General features: G+C 72.9%; 17 protein-coding genes. 10 read left to right on the top strand and 7 right to left on the bottom strand.

Annotation, left to right across the window (positions count from 1 at the left end; genetic code table 11):
- The first annotated feature begins 17 nt into the window (after positions 1-17).
- The 8 genes from ACZZ97_RS10775 to ACZZ97_RS10740 all read left to right on the top strand — a co-directional run bounded on the left by ACZZ97_RS10775 (position 18) and on the right by ACZZ97_RS10740 (position 11,035).
- Complete coding sequence (locus ACZZ97_RS10775; RefSeq protein ID WP_314102536.1) at positions 18-896, top strand: LacI family DNA-binding transcriptional regulator; 879 nt, start codon at positions 18-20, stop codon at positions 894-896.
- A 311-nt stretch (positions 897-1,207) separates the two neighbouring features.
- Positions 1,208-2,911, top strand: coding sequence for an ABC transporter substrate-binding protein (locus tag ACZZ97_RS10770; protein ID WP_463473142.1), 1,704 nt, complete (start codon positions 1,208-1,210; stop codon positions 2,909-2,911).
- 46 nt (positions 2,912-2,957) lie between these two features.
- The gene (locus tag ACZZ97_RS10765; RefSeq protein ID WP_314102538.1) at positions 2,958-3,947 is read left to right on the top strand and encodes an ABC transporter permease; all 990 of its coding nucleotides are present in this window, start codon (positions 2,958-2,960) and stop codon (positions 3,945-3,947) included.
- Between the two features lie 34 nt (positions 3,948-3,981).
- Positions 3,982-4,971: an ABC transporter permease gene (locus ACZZ97_RS10760; protein ID WP_463473141.1), complete on the top strand. Its 990-nt coding sequence runs from the start codon at positions 3,982-3,984 to the stop codon at positions 4,969-4,971.
- Positions 4,968-5,921 (top strand): ABC transporter ATP-binding protein, encoded by a 954-nt coding sequence (locus tag ACZZ97_RS10755; protein WP_463473140.1) that lies wholly within the window; start codon positions 4,968-4,970, stop codon positions 5,919-5,921. Before ACZZ97_RS10760 ends, ACZZ97_RS10755 begins: the two co-directional genes overlap by 4 nt.
- Positions 5,918-6,841 carry an ABC transporter ATP-binding protein gene (locus ACZZ97_RS10750; RefSeq protein WP_463473139.1) on the top strand — a complete coding sequence of 308 codons (924 nt, stop codon included), beginning with the start codon at positions 5,918-5,920 and terminating at the stop codon, positions 6,839-6,841. Before ACZZ97_RS10755 ends, ACZZ97_RS10750 begins: the two co-directional genes overlap by 4 nt.
- 1 nt (position 6,842) lies before the next feature.
- The gene (locus ACZZ97_RS10745; RefSeq protein ID WP_463473138.1) at positions 6,843-9,035 is read left to right on the top strand and encodes a glycoside hydrolase family 36 protein; all 2,193 of its coding nucleotides are present in this window, start codon (positions 6,843-6,845) and stop codon (positions 9,033-9,035) included.
- An 8-nt stretch (positions 9,036-9,043) separates the two neighbouring features.
- Positions 9,044-11,035, top strand: coding sequence for a beta-galactosidase (locus ACZZ97_RS10740; RefSeq protein WP_463473137.1), 1,992 nt, complete (start codon positions 9,044-9,046; stop codon positions 11,033-11,035).
- Positions 11,036-11,206: 171 nt separating this feature from the next.
- Here the strand turns inward: ACZZ97_RS10740 and ACZZ97_RS10735 are convergent, their stop codons facing one another.
- The 3 genes from ACZZ97_RS10735 to ACZZ97_RS10725 are packed head-to-tail and all read right to left on the bottom strand — an operon-like array spanning position 11,207 to position 14,133.
- On the bottom strand, positions 11,207-11,980 hold the full coding sequence (locus tag ACZZ97_RS10735) for a response regulator (protein WP_463473136.1): 774 nt from the start codon (positions 11,978-11,980) through the stop codon (positions 11,207-11,209).
- Complete coding sequence (locus tag ACZZ97_RS10730) at positions 11,977-13,788, bottom strand: sensor histidine kinase (RefSeq protein WP_463473135.1); 1,812 nt, start codon at positions 13,786-13,788, stop codon at positions 11,977-11,979. Before ACZZ97_RS10730 ends, ACZZ97_RS10735 begins: the two co-directional genes overlap by 4 nt.
- 24 nt (positions 13,789-13,812) lie before the next feature.
- On the bottom strand, positions 13,813-14,133 hold the full coding sequence (locus ACZZ97_RS10725) for a hypothetical protein (protein ID WP_314102467.1): 321 nt from the start codon (positions 14,131-14,133) through the stop codon (positions 13,813-13,815).
- 199 nt (positions 14,134-14,332) lie between these two features.
- Here ACZZ97_RS10725 and ACZZ97_RS10720 point away from each other — a divergent pair, with 199 nt between their 5' ends.
- A complete protein-coding gene (locus tag ACZZ97_RS10720; RefSeq protein ID WP_463473134.1) occupies positions 14,333-15,847 on the top strand; it encodes a cation:dicarboxylate symporter family transporter in 1,515 nt (504 codons plus the stop codon).
- Between the two features lie 232 nt (positions 15,848-16,079).
- Here the strand turns inward: ACZZ97_RS10720 and ACZZ97_RS10715 are convergent, their stop codons facing one another.
- The 4 genes from ACZZ97_RS10715 to ACZZ97_RS10700 all read right to left on the bottom strand — a co-directional run bounded on the left by ACZZ97_RS10715 (position 16,080) and on the right by ACZZ97_RS10700 (position 18,360).
- On the bottom strand, positions 16,080-16,577 hold the full coding sequence (locus ACZZ97_RS10715; protein WP_463473133.1) for an Hsp20/alpha crystallin family protein: 498 nt from the start codon (positions 16,575-16,577) through the stop codon (positions 16,080-16,082).
- Positions 16,578-16,742: 165 nt separating this feature from the next.
- Entirely contained in the window at positions 16,743-17,342 is a 600-nt protein-coding gene (locus tag ACZZ97_RS10710) for an NAD(P)H-dependent oxidoreductase (RefSeq protein ID WP_463473132.1), read from the bottom strand.
- A 48-nt stretch (positions 17,343-17,390) separates the two neighbouring features.
- On the bottom strand, positions 17,391-17,744 hold the full coding sequence (locus ACZZ97_RS10705) for a DUF2200 domain-containing protein (RefSeq protein WP_463473131.1): 354 nt from the start codon (positions 17,742-17,744) through the stop codon (positions 17,391-17,393).
- Positions 17,745-17,775: 31 nt separating this feature from the next.
- Positions 17,776-18,360: a GrpB family protein gene (locus ACZZ97_RS10700; RefSeq protein WP_463473130.1), complete on the bottom strand. Its 585-nt coding sequence runs from the start codon at positions 18,358-18,360 to the stop codon at positions 17,776-17,778.
- A gap of 84 nt (positions 18,361-18,444) precedes the next feature.
- Between ACZZ97_RS10700 and ACZZ97_RS10695 the strand changes: the two genes are divergently transcribed.
- The gene (locus ACZZ97_RS10695) at positions 18,445-21,120 is read left to right on the top strand and encodes a phosphoenolpyruvate carboxylase (RefSeq protein WP_463473129.1); all 2,676 of its coding nucleotides are present in this window, start codon (positions 18,445-18,447) and stop codon (positions 21,118-21,120) included.
- The last annotated feature ends 54 nt before the right edge of the window (positions 21,121-21,174 follow it).

The following is a 21,174-nucleotide window of genomic DNA, read 5'->3' as shown; positions in this document are numbered from 1 at the left end:
TGGGCGATACTGCACTGGTGTCCCCGCCCGTGGGCGCCGGCACGGCCGGCGCGCCTCCCTCCCTCCCGGCCATCGGCTTCGTGCAGCGCCGGGCGCCCTTCAGCCTGGGGATCGACCCGTTCCACACGGCGTTCCTCGCGGGCATGGAGGCGGCGGCGACGCGGGCCGGGGCGACGGTGCTGCTGCAGCTGGTGGCCGACCACGACGACGAGCTCGCCTGCTTCCGCCGCTGGACCGCCCAGGGCTGGGTGCGCGGCGTCGTGCTCGCCGACCTCGTCGACGACGATCCACGGCTGCCCGTCCTCGCGGCCCTCGGGCTGCCCACGGTCGTCCTCGGCCAGGAGCCGCAGGGCGGAGGCGTCTCGACCGTCGAGGTCGACGACCGGGGCGCGATGCGCCAGGCCGTCGCGCACCTCGTGGGCCTCGGCCACTCGGTGATCGGGCGGGTGAGCGGGCCCGTCGAGCTCGGCCACACGCGGGCGCGCTCGGAGGCCTTCGACCTCACCGTCGGACGAGGAGCCGCGAGCGGCCTGGTCCTGCCGGGCGACTACTCGGCCGAGAGCGGCGAGGCGCAGACCCGCCGGCTGCTGCGCGGGCCGCGGCGTCCCACGGCGATCGTCTACGACAACGACGCGATGGCGGTGGGCGGCCTGGCCGCCGCGGCCGACCTCGGCGTCTCCGTGCCGGGCGACCTCTCGCTGCTCGCGTGGGACGACTCGCCCCTCTGCCAGCTCGCGACGCCCCCGCTGTCCGTGGTGAGCCGCGACGTGCCGTCGCTGGGGGAATCGGCGACCCGCACCGTGCTCGCGATGCTCGACGGACGACCCGAGATGCTCGTCCGCGCCCCGGACAGCGAGATCGTGGTGCGCGGCACCACCGCGCCGCCCCGCCGCTGACCCCGCCCCCGCCCCCTCCTCATTCAGGAAGATCCGTCCTGCGTCCCGCAGCAGGGGGAGGCGCCGTCCTGATCCGTGCACGCCTCAGGACCGCAGCCGCCCCCGTTCCTGAATCGCGCCTCCTCGTCGCCGGTCGTCGCCCGTCGTCGCCCGGCAACGGTCCGGTCACGGTTCCTGAGGCTTGCTCCCACAAACTTGACGGACTTAATTTAGTCGGGTAACAATGACCCGACAGCGCGGCCCAGCCCGCCTGTGACAACGAAGTCGGCGTCGACTGCCCCGAGTGGTCGCGCCCTGGGAAAGGATCAACGATGTTCCTCCGCGCAACCACGGGCCGCAGGCCCGTCCGCAGGGCCTGGGCGATCGGGGCGGCAGCCGCCGCCACCGCGCTGACCCTCGGCCTCACCGGCTGCTCCGCCGGCGGCTCGGGCTCGAGCAGCCCGAGCGACACGCTCGTCGTCTACACCGGCCAGGCCGGCGACTACCAGATCAACTTCAACCCGTACTCGCCGTCGTCCATCGGCGGCATCGGCGCGATCTACGAGTCGCTCTTCTTCGTCACCAACGTGAACACCGAGGACTACGAGCCCCTGCTCGGCAGCGAGTACACCTGGAACGCCGAGGGCACGCAGCTCGACGTCACCCTGCGCGACGACGCGACCTGGTCCGACGGCGAGGCCTTCACGGCCGACGACGTCGTCTTCACCTTCGAGATGCTGCTCGACACCCCCTCGATCAACACCAACGGCTTCGACGGCACGGTCACCGCCGCCGACGACACGCACGTCACCTTCACCTGGGACCACCCGGCGTTCGTGACCGGCCCGGCCCTGCTGGGTCGCACGCCGATCGTGCCCGAGCACCTGTGGAGCGACATCGACCCCACGACCGACGTCATCGCCGAGCCTGTCGGCACCGGCGCGTACACGATGGACGACTTCAAGGCGCAGGCCTTCACGCTGGCCGCCAACCCGACCTACTGGGGCGGCGAGCCCGCGGTCAAGAAGGTCCGCTACCTGTCGCTGTCCGGCAACACCGCCGGCGCCGACGCGCTCGCGGCCGGCACGATCGACTGGCAGACCGGCCCGGTGCCCGACATCCAGAACGTCTCGAAGAACTACCCCGGCTACGACGCCGTGACGATCCCGCAGAACCAGGTCGCGCTGATGACCTGCTCGAACGCCGAGCTCGGCTGCGAGGGCCCCCAGACCGACCCGGCCGTGCGCCAGGCGATCTACTACGCCCTGAACCGCGACCAGGTGAACTCCCTCGCGTTCCAGGACACCGCCAGCGAGGTGTCGCCCACGTTCGCGCTGACGAGCACGCAGGAGGACCTCATCTCGAGCGCCGTCGCCGAGCCCGTCGCCCCCGCGGCCCCCGACCTGGACAAGGCCTCGTCGCTGCTCGAGGACGCCGGCTGGGCGAAGGGCTCCGACGGCATCTACGCCAAGGACGGCCAGGACCTGAAGCTCACGGTCGAGGTCGTCACCGGCTGGACCGACTACATCACGGCGATCGACACGATGGGCCAGCAGCTCAAGGCCGCCGGCATCTCGCTGACCGCCTCGCAGTCGTCGTGGAACGAGTGGACCGACAAGAAGAGCAAGGGCAACTACCAGCTCGCGATCGACTCGCTCGGCCAGGGCGCCGCGTCCGACCCGTACTACCTGTACGACCAGTACTTCAACACCGCCTACACGGCGGCGGTCGGCGAGGCGGCCCCGACGAACATGGCCCGCTTCAGCGACCCCGCGGTCGACGCGGCGCTCGAGACCCTCAAGGCCACGAACCCCGAGGACACGGAGGCGCGCCAGGCGCAGTTCGACGTGATCCAGGCCGCGATCGTCGAGGACATGCCCTACGTGCCCGTCCTCACCGGCGGCACGACGAGCGAGTACCACTCGTCGAAGTTCACCGGCTGGCCCACGATGGACGACCTCTACGCGTTCCCCGCCATCTGGGCCTCGCCGGACAACTCGATCATCTTCAAGAACCTGAAGCCGGTCGGCGAGTAGCCGTGGCGGAGGAGGAGCTCGTCGTCGTGAGGACCGGTGAGGACACGTGAACTACTTCGTCCGGAAGCTCGGCTTCTACGCGGTCGCCCTGTGGGCCGCGCTGACCATCAACTTCCTGATCCCTCGGCTGCTGCCGGGCAACCCGGTGGACATCCTGCTGGCGAAGCTGCAGCAACGCGGGGGGATCGTCACCCCTGACACCCGCAAGGCGTACGAGCTCCTCCTCGGAGGCGACTCCTCCGATCCGCTCCCGGTGCAGTACTGGAACTACCTGATCAACATCTTCAGGGGCGACCTCGGCATCTCGGTCGGCTACTTCCCGACCCCCGTCACCGAGGTCATCGGGTCGTCGCTGCCCTGGACGATCGTCCTCGTCGGCCTGGCGACCGTGATCGGCGCGGCGCTCGGCGTCCTGCTCGGCGCGTTCGTCGGCTGGAAGCCGGGCACCTGGCTCGACTCGCTCGTGCCGGCCACCACGCTGCTGGCGGCGGTGCCCTACTTCTGGCTCGCGCTGATCCTCGTGTACGTGCTCGCCACCTCCTTGAGGCTGTTCCCCTCGCAGGGCGGCTACGACGTCGTGCTCGACCCGGGGCTGAACTGGCAGTTCATCTCGTCGGCGGTCGAGTACGGGTTCCTGCCGGCGCTCACCATCGTCATCGCGTCGATCGGCGGCTGGCTGCTCGGCATGCGCAACATGATGGTGTCGACGCTGTCCGAGGACTACGTGCTCACGGCGCAGGCCAAGGGCCTCAGCCAGGGCCGCATCCTCCGCGGCTACGCGGCCCGCAACGCCGTGCTGCCGAGCGTCGCCGGCTTCGCGATCTCGCTCGGCTTCGTGGTCTCCGGCTCGATCGTCACCGAGCAGGTGTTCTCGTACCCGGGCATCGGCGGCAAGCTCCTGTCGGCCGTCACGAACAACGACTACGCGCTGATGCAGGGCATCTTCCTGTTCATCACCCTCGCCGTGCTCGGCGCCAACCTCGTCGTCGACCTCTTCTACGGGATCATCGACCCCCGCACCCGGGCGCGCAGCTGATGGCCCGCCGCACCCCCAGCAGGAGGCAGCACCCATGACGAACGTCGCCCCCGACACGACCACCACGGTCGTCGACTCGACCTCGCAGCTCGCCGCCGAGGCCGCCGAGGCCGCCGACCTCGGCAAGCCGAGGCGCTCCGCCTGGCGGCTGATGCTGCCGACCATGACCCCGTGGCTCGCCGCCGGGCTCGGCCTCGTCGGCGCCATCGCGCTCTTCGGCATCGTCGGCCCGTTCTTCGTGCAGGACCCGACCGTCATCCGCGACATCGGCCTCACCGGCCCGTCGGCTCAGCACCTCCTCGGCACGACCCAGACCGGGCAGGACGTCTTCGCCCAGCTCGCCTGGGCCACCCGCGGCTCGCTGCAGATCGGCCTGATCGTCGGCATCCTCGCGACGGCCCTCTCGGCCTTCTTCGGCATCCTCGGCGCCTACATCGGCGGGTTCACCGACGAGGCGTTCTCGCTGTTCTCGAACGTGTTCCTCGTGATCCCCGGCCTGCCCCTCGTCATCGTGATCTCGGGCTTCGTGCCGCAGGAGCAGCGCGGGCTCTGGACGATCGGCATCGTGCTGGCGATCACCGGCTGGGCAGCGTCCAGCCGGGTGCTGCGCGCGCAGACCCTGTCGATCCGCAGCCGCGACTACGTGGCCGCGGCCCGCGTCGCCGGCGAGAAGCCGTGGCGCGTCATCTCGGTCGAGATCCTGCCGAACCTGCTGCCGGTGCTCGCGTCGCAGTTCGTCTTCGCGGTGATCGCGGCCATCCTCGGGGAGGCGGGCCTGTCGTTCCTCGGACTGGGCGCCTCCAACTCGTCGACCCTCGGCACGATGCTGTTCTACGCGCAGAACGGCTTCGCCCTGCCGCTCGGCGCCTGGTGGTGGTTCGGCCCTCCCGGCCTGATCATCGCCCTGTTCGGCACCGGCCTCTCGCTGATCAACTTCTCGATCGACGAGATCATCAACCCCAAGCTCAAGAACGTGCGCCTGCACCGCAAGCGCGCCCGTCTCGCGAAGAAGGCCTCCCGATGACCCCCACGCAGGAGGCGCCCGTCGCGTCCCGGCCCCGCACCCGTCGCGACGCCGTGCTGACGATCGACGACCTCACCGTCGTCTACGAGGTCGAGAGCCCGGTCACGGCGGTCAAGTCCGCGAGCCTGACGCTCGCGCCGGGCGAGATCCTCGGGCTGGCGGGGGAGTCGGGCTGCGGCAAGACGACCCTCGCGTACGCGATCAACCGGCTGCACAAGCCGCCGGCGCGCATCTCGACGGGCTCGATCACGTTCCACGACCGCGACGGCACCGACATCGACCTCCTCGCCCTCGGCGAGCAGGAGCTGCGGGCGTTCCGCTGGTCGAAGCTGTCGATGGTGTTCCAGGGCGCGATGAACGCCCTCAACCCGGTGACGACCATCCTCACCCAGCTCGACGACGTGCTCGTCACGCACGAGAAGCAGCTGAGCAAGGCGCAGCGCCGTGCCCGGGCGGCCGAGGTGCTCGAGCGCGTCGGGGTCGACCCGGTGCGGCTGCGCTCGTACCCGCACGAATTGTCGGGCGGGATGCGCCAGCGCGTGATGATCGCGATGGCGATGCTGCTCGAGCCGCAGATCATGATCATGGACGAGCCGACCACGGCCCTCGACGTGGTCGTGCAGCGCGACATCCTGCGCGAGATCGTCCGGCTGCGCGACGAGCTCGACTTCGCCGTCGTGTTCATCACGCACGACCTGCCGCTGCTGCTCGAGATCAGCGACCGCATCGCCGTGATGCTGCAGGGCGAGATCGTCGAGCTGAGCACCGCGGAGCAGATCTACGCCGACGCCCAGCACCCCTACACGCGCCGCCTGCTCAGCTCGTTCCCGAGCCTCAGCGGCTCGCGCGGCGCGTTCATCCGCACCGGCGTCGACGAGGGCTCGCCCCTCGAGCAGGACACCCGCACCATCGTGCTGCCCGACCCCGACGACCTGGAGGACCCGCGATGACCAGCATCCACGTCACCGACCTGACCAAGGACTTCTCGGTCCGCAAGGGCATCGGGCGCGAGGCGTTCCGGGCCGTCGACTCGGTGTCGTTCGACCTGCTGCCCGGCCGCACGGTCGCCCTCGTGGGCGAGTCGGGCTCGGGCAAGTCGACCATCGCCCGCATGCTCGCGAAGCTCGAGAAGCCGAGCTCGGGCACGATCGACGTGACGCTCGACGACGGCACGCCCGTGATGGGCTCCGTCTACCGGCGACACGTGCAGATGGTGTTCCAGGACCCGTTCGCGTCGCTCAACCCGTTCCACTCGATCGAGCACCACATCGCGCGGCCGCTCCGGATCCACCGCCGCACGAGGGGCCGTGCCGAGACGCACGAGCGCGTGCTCGACATGCTCGAGCGCGTCAACCTGCGACCCGCCGAGGACATGGCCGCCCGCCGCCCGCACGAGCTGTCCGGCGGGCAGCGCCAGCGGATCGCGATCGCCCGGGCCCTGGCCCCCGGCGCCCAGGTGCTCATCGCGGACGAGCCGGTCTCGATGCTCGACGTCTCGATCCGCCTCGGCGTGCTCAACCTGATGGGACGGCTGCAGCGCGAGGACAACCTCGCCGTGCTCTACATCACGCACGACCTCGCCACCGCGCGGCACTTCTCGGACGAGATCCTCGTGCTCTACCGCGGCCGCGTCGTCGAGCGGGGGCCCGCGGACGACGTCATCCTCGACCCGCACCACGACTACACGAAGCTGCTCGCGCTCGCCGCGCCCGACCCCGAGCGCGTCGGCAAGGTCGTGAGCGACGAGTCGGCGCCCGACCGCTCGAGCATCGACAACTCGATCTGCTACGACCACTACGCCGGCGCGTGGGTGCAGGCCGGGTCCGCGCCGGCGGGCGACGCGCTCGCCGCGAAGGCCGCGGTGCGCTGACGTGCGGCTGCTGCACTGGGGCACCGGGGCCCTGCACCTGACGTTCGCCCTGCCCGACGACGGGCCTGTCGCGCTGATCGCGATCGAGCCGGGAGTCGCGCCCGCGCTGTGGCCGGGCGACGACGGCGACGTGCCCGACCGCCTCCTGCAGGCCCTGGTCGAGGTCTCGGCGTTCGGGCACGGGCGGTTCCCCGGCAGCTTCCGGCACGTCGACACCGTGCTCGGCGCGGCCCTGCGGCACGTGTCGCACGAGGCCGACGTCGACGACGACGGCACGGCCCGGCTGCGGATCGAGCAGCGCGACGACGCCTCGGGCCTCGTCGTCACCAGCGTCCTCGAGGCGCAGGAGGCGGTGCCCGCGTTCCGCACGCACACCGAGGTCGGCCTCGCCCCCGGCGCCGCCCCGCTCACCCTCGACGCCGTGTCGACGATCGCGACCGGGGCGTTCCTCGGACGGGACGACGACGTCGACGCCTTCGCCCTCGCGACGGCGGCGAACGACTGGGTGGCCGAGAGCCGCTGGTCGACGACCCCGCTGCGCGACGCCGGGCTCGCGCGCATCGACCGCGACGTGCAGCACCAGCCGCCGCGCACGCGGCTCGTCGTCGGCGACCGCGGCTCGTGGTCGAGCGGCGAGGCCGTGCCCACCGCCGCGCTGCTCGCCCGCGACGGCTCGGCCGCGCTCGCCTGGCAGGTCGAGCACGCCGGGCCCTGGCTGTTCGAGCTCGGCGAGACGCGGCACGGCGCCTACCTGCTGCTGTCGGGACCGACCGACCCCGAGAACCACTGGAGCCTCGTGCTCCGCCCCGGCGAGGTCTTCACGTCGGCGCCGGCCTCGGTCGCCGTCGCGGCGGGCGGCGTCGACGAGGTCCTGGCCGCGATGACGGCCCAGCGGCGTGCCACGCGCCTCGTCCGCGAGGTCGACCACGACCTGCCCGTCGTCTTCAACGACTACATGAACACGCTGATGGGCGACCCCACCACCGAGAAGCTGCTGCCGCTGATCGACGCCGCGTCCGAGGTCGGCGCGGACTACTTCTGCATCGACGCCGGCTGGTACGCCGAGGGCCACTGGTGGGACACGGTCGGCGAGTGGCAGCCCGCCGCGAGCCGGTTCCCCGGCGGGATCGACGAGGTGCTCGACCGGATCCGAGACCGGGGGATGGTGCCGGGGCTGTGGCTCGAGCCCGAGGTGATCGGCGTGCGGTCGCCGCTCGCCGCCTCCCTGCCCGACGAGGCGTTCTTCACGCGGGGCGGCGTCCGCGTCGCCGACCACGGCCGGCACCTGCTCGACCTGCGGAGCCCGGCCGCGCGGGCGCACCTCGACGGCGTCGTCGACCGGCTCGTCGGCGACCACGGCGTCGGCTTCTTCAAGATGGACTACAACACGATGACGGGCCCCGGCACGGACGCCGGCGGGCTCGCTCCCGGTGCGGGCCTGCTCGAGCACTCGCGGGCGCTGCTCGCCTGGCTGGACGACGTCCAGGAGCGCCACCCGCGCCTCCTGATCGAGAACTGCGCCTCGGGCGCGATGCGGATGGACTGGGCGATGATGTCGCGGCTGCACGTGCAGTCGACCTCCGACCAGCAGGACCCGGTGATGTACGCGACGATCGCGGCCGCGGCGCCCGCCGCGCTGCTGCCCGAGCAGGCCGGGCACTGGGCCTACCCGCACGCCGGCATGGAGCCCGAGCTGTTCACGTTCTCGCTCGTGAACGCGGTGCTCGGCCGGATGTACCTGTCCGGGCACCTGAACCGGATGGACGCCGCCCAGCGCGACGTCGTCCGCGCCGCCGTGTCGGCGCACCGCGAGGTGCTCGGCTCGATCGAGCGGGCCGTGCCGTCGTGGCCGCTCGGGCTGCCGGCGTGGGAGGACGCGTGGACGGCCCTGGCGCTGACCGCGGGTGCGGGTGCCGACGCGGGTGTCGGTGCCGGTGGCGGCTCCGTGACGCACCTCAGCGTCTGGCGCTGCCAGGGCGACGACGACCGTGTCGTCCTCTCGCTGCCGGGGCTGCGCGGGCAGGAGGTGCGGGTCCGGCCCTTCTTCCCGACCGACCCCGCCGGCTGGTCGTGGAGCTGGGACCCGCAGGAGGCGGAGCTCACGGTGGTCGTCGAGGTCGCCGGGCCCACGGCGAGGGTCCTCGAGCTCCTGTCGACCGGCCACGACGACGGAGAAGGCGAGGCAGCCGCGTGAGCAGCAGCGTGAGGTGGCCCACGGAGGGCATCGCCTTCGGGGGCGACTACAACCCGGAGCAGTGGGACTGGGACGTGCTGCTCGAGGACGTCGAGCTGATGCGCGAGGCCGGTGTCGGCTTCGTCACCGTCGGCGTGTTCTCGTGGATCAAGCACGAGCCGCGCGACGGCGCGTTCGACTTCGACTGGCTCGACCGGGTGCTCGACCTGCTGCACGAGAACGGCATCCGGGTCGACCTCGCCACCCCGACGGCGTCCGTCCCCATGTGGCTGCACCGCCTGCACCCGGAGATCCTGCCCCAGGACGCGCACGGACACCCCCTCGCCCCCGGCGGTCGACTCGGCTTCTGCCCGTCGTCGACGGTCTTCCGGCGCTACGCGCTGCGCGTCGTCGAGGCGCTCGCCGCGCACGTCGCCGGCCATCCCGCCGTCCGGCTGTGGCACGTGAGCAACGAGCTCGGCGGCGGCAACGCCCGGTGCCACTGCCCCGTCTCGGAGGCGGCCTTCCAGTCGTGGGTCGAGGCCCGACACGGCACGGTCGAGGCCCTCAACGCGGCGTGGGGCACGGCGTTCTGGGGCAACTCGTACTCGTCGTTCGACGAGGTCACGACGCCCCGCGGCATCACGGCGCACAACCCGGGGCAGCTGCTCGACTACGAGCGCTTCTCGTCCGACGCCCTGCTCGACTGCTACCGGGCCGAGGCGGCGGTGCTGCGACGCGTCACGCCCGACGTGCCCGTGACGACCAACTTCATGGTCGGGCTCGGCCCCGACGTCGTCGACTACCCCCGGTGGGCCGACGAGGTCGACATCGTCGTGAACGACCACTACACCTACGGCCCCGACCCGATGAAGCACCAGGAGCTCGCCTTCGCGGGCGACCGGATGAGGGGCATCTCGGGAGGCGGCCCGTGGCTCCTGATGGAGCACGCGACCGGCGGCTCCACCTGGCACCCGGTCAGCCAGCCGAAGGGGCCGGGCGAGCTCGTCCGGCACGCGCTCGGGCACGTGGCGCGCGGCTCGGACAGCGTCATGTACTTCCAGTGGCGTGCGTCGCGCTCGGGGACCGAGCAGTTCCACTCGGCGATGCTGCCGCACGCAGGCCCCGAGTCGCGCTCGTTCCGGCAGATCGTGGCGCTCGGCGCGGACGTCGCGCGGCTGGCCGAGGTCGCCGGCAGCCGGGTCGTCGGCACGAGGGTCGCGCTGCTCCACGACGACGAGGCCGGCTGGGCCCTGCGCAGCGGCCACAAGCCCTCCGCACGGCTCGACTACGCCACCACGGCCAGGGCGGTCCACGCGGCGTTGTTCGTGAGGTCGGTCACCGTCGACGTCGTGCCGCCGTGGCACCCCCTCGACGACTACGACCTCGTCGTCGTGCCGGGGCTGTTCCTCGTCGACGACGAGACGCCCGCCGCCGTGGCCGCTGCCGCCGAGCGTGGCGCCACGGTGCTCGTGACCTGGTTCTCCGGCATCGTCGACGAGACCAACTCGGTCAGGACCGGTGGTCATCCCGGTGCCTTCCGCGACCTGCTCGGCGTGCGGGGCGACGACTTCTGGCCCCTCGGCGAGACCGAGGTCGTCGAGCTCGACACCGGCTGGCGCGCCCGCCGGTGGACGGAGCACGTCACGGCGACGACCGCCGAGGTGGTGGCGTCGTACACGAGCGGCGGCGTCTCCGGCGGGGCGGCCGTGACCCGGCGGGCGGCCGGCTCAGGCTCCGCCTGGTACCTCGCCTCCGACCTCGAGGCCGAGGGGCTCGGCGAGCTGGTGGATCGGCTGCTCGACGAGGCCGGGGTCGGCCCGGCGGCGGTGACGTCGCCCGGCGTGGAGGCCGTCCGACGCGCGTCGGACGAGGGGTCGTGGCTGTTCGTGCTCAACCACGCCGAGTCGGAGGGCTGGGCCGAGGTCACCGGCACCGACCTCCTGACGGGTGAGGTGTGCTCGGGGCGCGTCGTGGTGCCCGCGGGCGGGGTCGCGGTCGTCCGCGAGGACCGCGCCTAGCCGCTCAGCGCCCCCTTCGTTGCCTGCTGCCGCTCCTGCCCCTGCTCCCGCTCCTTGCTCGATGTCGGCGGGTTCCCGTAGCCGGTGGCGGGTGGGCGCGGACCCGCCGCGCCGCGCGCGGACCCGCCCCGCCGCGCGCGGACCCGCCGCGGGAGACGGGGACCCGCCGGCTCAGCGCCAGCGGTACTCGTGCTCGGGACGGCCCGGCGCGCCGTACCGGGGCACCCGGTCGACCTGGCCCGCGTCGGCGAGGTGCTCGAGGTAGCGGCGGGCCGTGACGCGGGAGACCGCGACGGCCGCGGCGACCTCGCCGGCCGACAGCGCGCCTCCTCGGGGCTGCTCCTGGTGGTCGTCGAGAGCGGGGGACGCGCCGACCGCCGGGTCCGACGCGGCCCGCAGCGCCTCGACGACGGAGGCGAGCGTCTCGGGGGCGATCCCCTTCGCGAGCGAGGGGGCGGCGGTCGTCCGCAGCGTCGCGAGGCTCGCGTCGACCTCGGTCTGGGTGACCTGCCCCTCGCCCTGGTCGAGCCCACGGCGGAACGCGAGGTAGCCGGTGAGCCGCTCCGCGAAGGTCGCGAAGCCGAACGGCTTGATGAGGTACTGCACGATCCCGAGCGACACCGCGCTCTTGACGACCGCGACGTCGCGCACCGCCGTGACGGCGACGACGTCGACCGTCGAGCCGGCTGCGCGCAGCGCCCGGCAGAGCTGGATCCCGTGGATGTCGGGCAGGGTCAGGTCGAGCAGCACGAGGTCGACGCCGGGCTGTCGCAGCCTGTCGAGGGCGGACCGGCCGTCGTGCACCACGCCGACCAGCTCGAACCCGTCGAGCCGCGTGACGTACGCGCCGTGCGCCTCCGCCGTGAGCGGCTCGTCGTCGACGACGAGCACGCGCACCGGGGGCGTCGTGGGGGGCAGGGACCGGGACGAGGAGGCGTCGATCACGACCGCACCACCGCCTCCTCGTCGTCCGGGAGGTCGACCGTGATCGTGGTCCCGTGCTCCGTCGAGCGGGCGTCGACGGTGCCGCCCGCCCGCCGCGCGACCTGGGCCACGAGCGCGAGGCCGATGCCGCGCCCCTCGGCGCCTCCTGGCTTGGTGCTGACGCCCCGCTCGAAGACGTCGCGCCCCTCGGGCAGCCCTGGTCCGCTGTCGGAGACGGCGATCCGCAGGACCCCCGGTGCCGGCCGCGCGAGCACGACGCTCACGGTCGCGGGGCGGGATGAACTGCGTTCCGCACCATGAACCGCGTTCTTTCCCGGTTCATGGTCCGGTTCGCGGTTCGCGGCGAGATCGACCTCGGCCCCGGCCCGCGGGGGAGCGGCGCCGTCCCCGGGATCCGCATCCGCCCAGCGCGGCGCGGCCGCGTCGAGAGCGTTGTCCACGAGGTTGCCGAGCACCGTCACGAGGTCGCGCACGGGCACCCGCGGCGAGCCGAAGTCGGGCGAGACGTGCAGCTCGAGCTCGACGGCTCGCTCCCGCGCCTGGGCGCTCTTGCCGAGCAGCAGCGCCGCGAGCACCGGCTCGTCGACGGCGGCCACGACCTGGTCGGCGAGCGCCTGGCCGAGGTCCAGCTCGTCCGAGGCGAAGCGGAGCGCCTCGTCGGCACGGCCCAGCTCGATCAGGGCGACGATCGTGTGCAGCCGGTTCGCGAACTCGTGGGTCTGCGATCGCAGGGCCGCCGAGAGGGTGCTCATCGTGCGCAGCTCGTCGGTGAGCTGCCGCAGCTCGGTGTGGTCGCGCAGGGTGGTGACCGTCCCGAGGGCGCGACCCGCGCCTCCTCGGCCCCCGACTGCTCCCCGCCCCATCGCGCCACGCCCGACCGCGACCCGCCCGCCGCCTGCCCGTGCGCCCGGCGCGGCCGCGACCCGCTGGTTCACGACGAGCACGCGGTCGTCGGCGACGTGCACCTCGTCCTGCGCCTCGCCGCCCCCGGTGAGCAGCCCCGCCAGCGACGTCGGCAGCGCGAGCTCCGCGACCGGCACGGGCCGCCCGGCGACGTCGTCGACGAGCGACGGCAGCCCGAGCAGGAGCGCCGCGTGGTCGTTCGCGAGCGTGAGCCGCCCCTGGTCGTCGACGAGCACGAGCCCCTCGCCGACCGAGTGCAGCACCGCCTCGTGGTGATCGCTGACCCGGCCGAGCTCCTCGGCGCCGAGGCCACGGGTGACCCGCCGGAGGTGGCGGCTGAGCAGCCACGCCGCCAGCGCCCCGAGGGCGACGGTCGCGAGGGCCCCGCCGACGAGCAGCGGGAGGCGCTGGCCGAGCGCCGCGGAGACGCTGTCGACGGTCACGCCGGCGGCCACGAGGGCGACGACCTCTCCGTCGTCGCCCCGCACCGGCACCACGGCGCGCACCGACGGCCCGAGCGTGCCCGAGTACGTCTCCGTGAACGACCGCCCGGCGAGCGCGGGGGCGATCGTGCCGATGAACGGCCGCCCGATCTCGGCAGGGTCAGGGTGCGTGAGTCGGGTGCGGTCGGGCGTCATCACGGTGACGAAGTCGGTGTCGGTGTCTCGCATCAGGTCGAGCGCGTACGGCTCGAGCGACGCGGACGGGTCGTCCGTGCCGAGCGCCTCGAGCACGAACGGGTTGTCGGCGATCGAGGTCGCGAGGGCCGTGCAGCGAGCGGCCGCGGCACGCTCGGTGTCGGTGCGCGCGCTCGTCCACTGCCACGCCCCGGCGACGAGGGCGAGCACGACCACGCCGACGACCTGCAGGGCGAACAGTCGGGTGGCGATGCTGGCGCGGCGCATCGGACTGCCGGACGGTCCGGTCGCCTAGACGACGGGCTCGACCAGCCGCACGTGCGAGACGGCGACGCGCGTCGGCTCCCCGGCGAACGCCGCGGCTCGTGCCTCGGACGCCAGGTACTCGGCCTCGAGCGCGAGGAAGGCCTCGGCGTCGCCGGGAGCGCTGACGGCCCAGGTGAACTCCTCGACGTCGCGGTCGGCGTAGGCGAACTCGATCGTGAAGCCCGAGGAGGTGCGGGCCGGCACCAGCCGGGAGGCGAACCAGGCGACGAAGTCGTCGAGCACCCCGGGGGCGAGCTCGTAGCGGCGCAGCTGGACGGTCTTCGTGGTGACGTCGTCGTCGGTCATGGCGCCACACTAGCGACCGCCGCCGACGCGAGCCGCCCGCGGCGCGGGCGCGCGGCTGCCTGCGGCGTCGGGGCCCCGGCGGCCGCCGCGAACACTATGAACGCAAGCTCGTGCGGCGGAGGCACCGAGGTCATGCTGGCCCGATCCACCCCGCCGACCGGCGACGACGTCGTCCCGGTCACGAGCACGAGGACCACCGATGGCAAAGACGCCTTCTCCCCGCACTCCCCGCCCGTCGAGCGCCGACGGCACCGCCCTCGGGCGCGAGCCTCACCGTTCGCCCCTCTCGCGCCTCCGGCGGATCGAGAAGTCGCACTGGCTCTACATCGCCGTGATCGTCGCGGTCGGGGCCGGCATCCTCGTCGGCCTGACGGCGCCCGACGTCGCGGTGCAGCTGAAGCCGATCGGCACCGCGTTCGTCTCGCTGATCTCGATGATGATCGCGCCGGTGATCTTCTGCACGATCGTGCTCGGCGTCGGCTCGATCGCGAAGGCGGCGACGGTCGGCAAGGTCGGCGGGCTCGCCCTCGGCTACTTCATCGCGATGTCGACCTTCGCCCTGGCGATCGGCCTCGTCGTCGGCAACCTGATCCACCCCGGCGAGGGGCTGATGGTCGGCAGCACCGGCTACGAGGCGCCGGCGAGCGAGGAGGCGGGCGGCACGGCCGGCTTCCTGCTCGGCATCATCCCCGAGACGCTCGTCTCGTCGCTGACCAGCGGCTCGATCCTGCAGACGCTCTTCGTCGCCCTGCTCGTCGGCTTCGCGCTGCAGCGGATGGGCGCGCGCGGCGCGACGATCCTCGAGGGGGTCCGCAACCTGCAGGTGCTGGTGTTCCGCATCCTCGCGATGATCATGTGGGTCGCCCCGATCGGCGCGTTCGGCGCCATCGCGGCCGTCGTCGGCGAGACCGGCGTCGCGGCGATCGTCGCCCTCGCGACCCTGATGGTCGCGTTCTACGTCACCTGCATCGTGTTCGTCGCGGGCGTGCTCGGCACGGTGCTGAAGCTCGTCACGGGCATCAACATCTTCCGGGTGATGCGCTACCTCGGCCGCGAGTACCTGCTGATCGTGTCGACGTCGTCGAGCGAGGTGGCCCTGCCCCGCCTCATCGCGAAGATGGAGCACCTCGGCGTCTCGAAGCCCGTCGTCGGCATCACGGTGCCCACCGGATACTCGTTCAACCTCGACGGCACGGCGATCTACCTGACGATGGCGTCGCTGTTCATCGCCAACGCGATGGGCACGCCGCTGAGCGTGGGGGAGCAGCTCTCGCTGCTGCTCTTCATGATGATCGCCTCGAAGGGCGCCGCGGGCGTCACGGGAGCCGGCATCGCGACCCTCGCCGGCGGCCTGCAGGCGCACCGGCCCGACCTCGTCGACGGGGTGGGGGTGATCGTCGGCATCGACCGCTTCATGTCCGAGGCCCGCGCATTGACGAACTTCACCGGCAACGCGGTCGCGACGCTGCTCGTCGGCACCTGGACCCGCGAGGTGGACACGGACCAGGTCGAGCGCGTGCTCGCCGGCGACTCGCCCTTCGACGAGTCGACGATGAGCGCCGACGGCCACGGCGACGCGGCCCACGCGGCCGCCACGGGAGCCGGTGCCGAGGAGGCGGCGGCCGAGACGACGGGACCGGCACGCGACGACCGCATCTCGACCGACACCGTGCGGACGATCGTCGGCGGCGACGAGCGGGTCTCGCGCCGCTGACCGGCGGCGGCCTGCGCGGCGACGGCGCTGCGCGTCGTCGCCCGACAGCGAGGCACCCCGTAGTGGACGGTGCACCTCCGAACGACGGGGTGCACGGTCCACTAAGGGGTGCTCGAGGGCGGGACTCCCGGACGCGTCAGTCGTCGGCGTCCGCCGACGGGTCCCAGTACGCCCGGTGCTCGCCCTCGGGCTCGGCGAGTGCCTGCAGCGCGAACGTGCTCACCCGCGCCTCCTACGCGTCGGCCGGCGCCGTCGCGGAGTCGGCCCGTGGCCCGTCAGCCGGTGCCGAGCCGGCTCCTGCCGGGGCGGTGCCCGAGCCCGTCTCGACGGCCGTCGCGGGGCTGGTCGTCACCTCGATGCGGCGCGGGGCGGCCTTCTGCGTCACCGGGATGACGATCGAGAGGACGCCGGCGTCGTAGTGGGCCGATATGCCGCTCGCGTCGACGCCCTCGCCGAGGCTGAACTGGCGGAGGTACGAGCCGTGCGGGCGTTCCTTCGCGAGCCACTGCGCGCCGGTGCGGGCGTCGGCCGTGCGCTGCGCCTTGACGGTGAGCACCTGGCCGTCGACGTCGACGTCGACGCTGCCCGGGTCGACGCCCGGCATGTCGGCGGACAGCACGTAGCGGTCGCCGTCGCGGTACAGGTCGACGGGCATCTGCCGCGGGCCCTGCCGCGTCGCGAGCAGGCTGCCGGCGAGGCGGTCGAGCTCGGTGAAAGGATCGAAGGTCATTGCCATGATGAAGAGTCCCCTTCCGTGACGGAGTCGGTGTCTGTCGAGAGTTGAGCCGGTGCGGCTCAACTCGGTGACTCGATGCTAGGACGGCGTCACGGCTCGTAGCTCGGAGATCGCTCAGATCAGGCTCGGAGTTCGCTCAGAGGAACGACCGGGGGTGCCTCAGGCGCCCCGGACCGCCGCAGCCACCTGGGCCACCGCCTCCTCGACCGCCTTCCGCCGACCTGCGTCGTCGTCGCGCTCGGAGTCGTGGACCCACGCCGTGGCGCCGCGTCGGGCGCCGACGTAGTCGACGATCCCGTGCCCGATCTGCGTCTCGAGAACCTGCTCGTAGCCGTGCCTCTCGTAGGTGGAGGCACTGTCGCCGGCCACGAGGAGGAGGTGGATCGTGAGCCCGCCCAGGTTGCGTCGCATCCCGCCCTCCGCGTCCGGCGCGCTCACGTCGAACGCCCAGCCGTTCACGAACACCCGGTCGACCCAGCCCTTGAGCAGGGCCGGCATCGACCACCACCAGACCGGGAAGACGAGCACGAGGTGGTCGGCGGCGTCGAGTCGGCGGTGCTCCCGCAGGACGTCAGGTGAGAACTCCCCGCCGACCCGGTAGCTGTGCCGGTCGGCGGCGCCGAACCGCGGGTCGAAGTCCTCGGCGGCGAGATCGGCGACCTCGACCTCGGCGGGCTCGAGCGCCGTCCGGAGCTGCTCGGCGATGCCGGCGGTGAGCGACTCAGGGTCAGGGTGGGCGGTGACGATGAGCGTCTTCATGCAGCCCAGTCAACCGGCTCGTGCTGGCTGGCAGCCCGGCGAGCGATCTCAGCCCTCGCGCAGCACCTTCGACATGGCGCGCCCCCGCGCGACCTCGTCGACGAGCTTGTCGAGCCAGCGGATCTGCTGCATCAGCTCGTCGTCGAGCTCCTCGATGCGCACGCCGCAGATCACGCCGGTCACGAGCGACGCCCGCGGGTTCAGCTCGGCGGCGGCGAAGAACTCGCGGAACGTGGTCCGTGAAGCCAGGTGCTCCGCGAGCCGGGCGTCGTCGTAGCCGGTCAGCCACGTGACCACCGTGTCGACCTCGGCGCGCGTGTGGCCCTTCCGCTCGGCCTTCGCGACGTAGAGCGGGTACACGTCGGCGAACGCGGTCTCGTAGATGCGGCCGTTGCGGTCCATGGCGGCAGCGTAGCTGCGGGGGCGGGTCCCGTCAGCCCTCGCGCGCCTCCCTCGCCCGGCCCTTGATCGCGGTGATCACGTCGGTCTTGGCGTCGGCGTAGTCGTTCATGTCGTCCCAGCGGCGCTCGAGCAGGGCGCGCTTCGTCCGCTCGTAGAGGGCACGGTCGTCGTCGTCGTGGCGCAGGTGGTCGCGCAGGAGGAGGTAGTCGGCCACCGCAGGAGCGCCGCGGTCGTAGACGTGCACGTGCACGTCGCGCTCGGGGGTGCGCACCAGTCGGTGCCCCGGCTCGCGGACGCGCAGCAGGTAGCCGGCGTCGAGCAGGGGGTCGAGCCAGTCCTCCTCGGCGGTGACGTCGTCGACCGCGACGACGACGTCGACGATCGGCTTGGCGGCCAGCCCGGGCACGGAGGTCGAGCCGATGTGCTCGACGTCGGCCTGCGTGCCGGTCGTCGCGAGGGCGTCGACGATGCGTCGCTCGTGCTCGCGGAAGACGTCGGGCCAGCGCGGGTCGGGCTCGTGCAAGGTCACGGCGATCGCCTCGGGGCCGCCGACGAGGTCGAGCTGGGTGACGTCGGGTCGGCGTCGCGGGCGGCGGAGGGGGGTCTCGTCGGTCACCCGGCCATCCTCGCAGCCGTCCGCCTCGCGCTGCCTTCTCGGCACACGGCGTCATCTGCCCCCGAGTTCGTCCATGATGGTCCCGTGACCGACACCGACACCGCGAAGCGACCCGACGGAGCCAGCCGAGACGACGTCCGGGGGGCGGTCGACACCGACCTGCGCGCCGACGTCAGCTTCCTGGGCAGCCTGCTCGGGCGCGTGCTCACCGAGGCAGGCGGCCCCGACCTGCTGGCCGACGTCGAGCGCCTGCGCGCCGCCGTCATCTCCGCCTACGAGGACGCGACCGCGGGCCACGCCGGCAAGACGGACTCGGCCGAGCCGGTCGACCGCGCCGGCGAGATCGTCGCGGAGCTCGACCAGGAGCGCGCCGAGCAGGTCGCCCGGGCCTTCACCGTCTACTTCCACCTCTCCAACCTCGCCGAGGAGCACCACCGGGTGCGCGTGCTGCGCCGACGCCGCGAGCGCGCCGACTCGCTGCCCGCCGCGGTCGAGCGGCTCGTGGAGGAGCTGGGGGCCGAGGAGGCGTCGGCGCGTCTGCAGTCGCTGCGGTTCCAGCCCGTCTTCACCGCGCACCCCACCGAGGCTCGCCGCCGCGCGGTCGCGAGCACCATCCGCCGCATCAGCGACCTGCTCGACGAGCGCGACGCCGCGCAGAGCACGGCCGACCTGCTCGAGACCGAGCGTCGCCTCCTCGAGGAGATCGACGTGCTGTGGCGCACCTCGCCGCTGCGCACCACGCGGCCGACCCCGCTCGACGAGGTCCGCACCGCGATGAACGTCTTCGACCAGACCCTGTTCGAGGTCGTGCCGCACGTGTACCGGGTGCTCGACGACCGCCTCAACGGCGACGCGGCCGGCCGTCAGCCGGTGGCGGCCCCGGCCTTCATGCGCTTCAGCAGCTGGATCGGCGGCGACCGCGACGGCAACCCGCACGTCACCGCCGAGGTCACCCGCGCCGCCGCCGAGATCGCGTCCGAGCACGTGCTGCTCGGCCTGCACCGGGCGGCCGGCCGCATCGGCGGCACCCTGACCCTCGACGAGGCCGACACCCCGGCCGACGCAGGCGTCCGCGAGCTCGCCGAGCAGCAGCGTTCGCTCGACCCCGACACGGCCTCGCGCATCGGCATCCGCTCGCCCAACGAGACCCACCGCCGGGTGCTGCTGTTCGTCGCCGAGCGGATCGACGCCACGCGCCGCGGCGTCGAGGGCCTCGCCTACGCGGGCCCCGACGACCTGCTCGCCGACCTCCGCACCGTCCAGGCGTCGCTGCGTGCGGCCGGGGCGCACCGCGCGGCCAACGGCGAGCTCCAGAACCTCGTCTGGCAGGTCGAGACCTTCGGCTTCCACCTCGCCGAGCTCGAGGTGCGCCAGCACTCGCAGGTGCACCGCACCGCACTCGAGGAGGCGCGGACCGGCGGCGAGCTGAGCGCGCAGACCGTCGAGGTGCTCGACGTGTTCCGCACCGTCGCCTCGCTGCAGCAGCGCTTCGGGCGTCGTGCCGCCTCCCGGTACATCGTGTCGTTCACCCAGTCGTCGGCCGACCTCGCGAACGTCGTCGAGCTGGCCGAGCTCGCCCTCGGCTCGGCCGAGGCGGCGCCGGTGCTCGACGTCATCCCGCTCTTCGAGACGTTCGCCGACCTCGAGGCGTCGACGCGCATCCTCGACGAGGCCCTGCAGACCGACGCGGTGCAGCGCCGCCTCGCCGCGACCGGCCGCAAGCTCGAGGTGATGCTCGGCTACTCCGACTCGTCGAAGGACGTCGGCCCCGTCAGCGCCACCTTCGCGCTCTACGACGCGCAGGCGCGCATCGCCGAGTGGGCGCGGAGCAACGACATCGAGCTGACCCTGTTCCACGGCCGCGGCGGCTCGATGGGCCGCGGCGGCGGACCGGCCCACGAGGCCGTCCGCGCGCAGCCGCCCGGGTCGGTCGAGGGCCGGTTCAAGATCACCGAGCAGGGCGAGGTGATCCTCGCGAACTACGGCAACAAGGTGATCGCCGCCCGCCACATCGAGCAGATGGCCGCCGCGACCCTGCACGCGTCGACGCCGTCCACGGCCGCCGCGAACGCCGCCTCCGCCGAGCGCTTCGCCCCGCTGGCCGCCGCGATGGACGCCGCCTCGCGCGACGCCTTCTTCGGCCTGGTCAAGGCCGAGGGGTTCGCGAGCTGGTTCGCCACCGTGACCCCGATGGAGGAGGTGGGCCTGCTCGCGCTCGGCTCGCGTCCCGCCCGTCGCGGCCTCTCGGTCGAGTCGCTCGAGGATCTGCGGGCGATCCCGTGGGTCTTCGCGTGGACCCAGGCCCGCATCAACCTGGCCGGCTGGTACGGCCTCGGCTCGGCGCTCGCCGCGGTCGGCGACGTGCAGGTGCTGCGCGAGGCCTACGAGGCGTGGCCGCTCTTCCGCACGATGATCAAGAACGTCGAGCTCTCCCTGGCGAAGACCGACGACCACATCGCCCGTCGGTACCTCGGCCTCGCCGAGCGGGACGACCTCGCCGACCGGGTGCTGGACGAGATGGCACTGACCCGCGAGTGGGTGCTCGCGACGAGCGGGTCGAGCGACGTGCTCGAGGGGCGACCGGTGCTCAGCCGCTCGGTGCGCCTCCGGAGCCCCTACGTCGACGCGCTGTCGCTGCTGCAGCTGCGGGCCCTGCGGGGGATCCGGCGCTCGGTCGAGAAGGACCCTGCGGACGCCGACCACCGCCTCCTGCTGCTCACCGTCAACGGCATCGCGGCCGGCCTCCAGAACACGGGCTGACCTCGTCTCCCTCATTCAGGAACATCGGTCCTGCGTCTCGCGGCGGGGGGACCG

The organism is Frigoribacterium sp. AC512 (genome assembly GCF_979258295.1).
The sequence above is the reverse complement of the archived record's forward strand: the minus strand, read 5'-3'. Positions and strand labels throughout refer to the sequence as shown.

Bases quoted from the DNA above. Each gene is read 5' to 3' on its own strand.
- ACZZ97_RS10770 (WP_463473142.1), top strand. From the start codon at position 1,208: ATGTTCCTCCGCGCAACCACGGGCCGCAGGCCCGTCCGCAGGGCCTGG.
- ACZZ97_RS10760 (WP_463473141.1), top strand. From the start codon at position 3,982: ATGACGAACGTCGCCCCCGACACGACCACCACGGTCGTCGACTCGACC.
- ACZZ97_RS10755 (WP_463473140.1), top strand. From the start codon at position 4,968: ATGACCCCCACGCAGGAGGCGCCCGTCGCGTCCCGGCCCCGCACCCGT.
- ACZZ97_RS10750 (WP_463473139.1), top strand. From the start codon at position 5,918: ATGACCAGCATCCACGTCACCGACCTGACCAAGGACTTCTCGGTCCGC.
- ACZZ97_RS10730 (WP_463473135.1), bottom strand. From the start codon at position 13,788: ATGCGCCGCGCCAGCATCGCCACCCGACTGTTCGCCCTGCAGGTCGTC.
- ACZZ97_RS10725 (WP_314102467.1), bottom strand. From the start codon at position 14,133: ATGACCGACGACGACGTCACCACGAAGACCGTCCAGCTGCGCCGCTAC.
- ACZZ97_RS10720 (WP_463473134.1), top strand. From the start codon at position 14,333: ATGGCAAAGACGCCTTCTCCCCGCACTCCCCGCCCGTCGAGCGCCGAC.
- ACZZ97_RS10715 (WP_463473133.1), bottom strand. From the start codon at position 16,577: ATGACCTTCGATCCTTTCACCGAGCTCGACCGCCTCGCCGGCAGCCTG.
- ACZZ97_RS10710 (WP_463473132.1), bottom strand. From the start codon at position 17,342: ATGAAGACGCTCATCGTCACCGCCCACCCTGACCCTGAGTCGCTCACC.
- ACZZ97_RS10705 (WP_463473131.1), bottom strand. From the start codon at position 17,744: ATGGACCGCAACGGCCGCATCTACGAGACCGCGTTCGCCGACGTGTAC.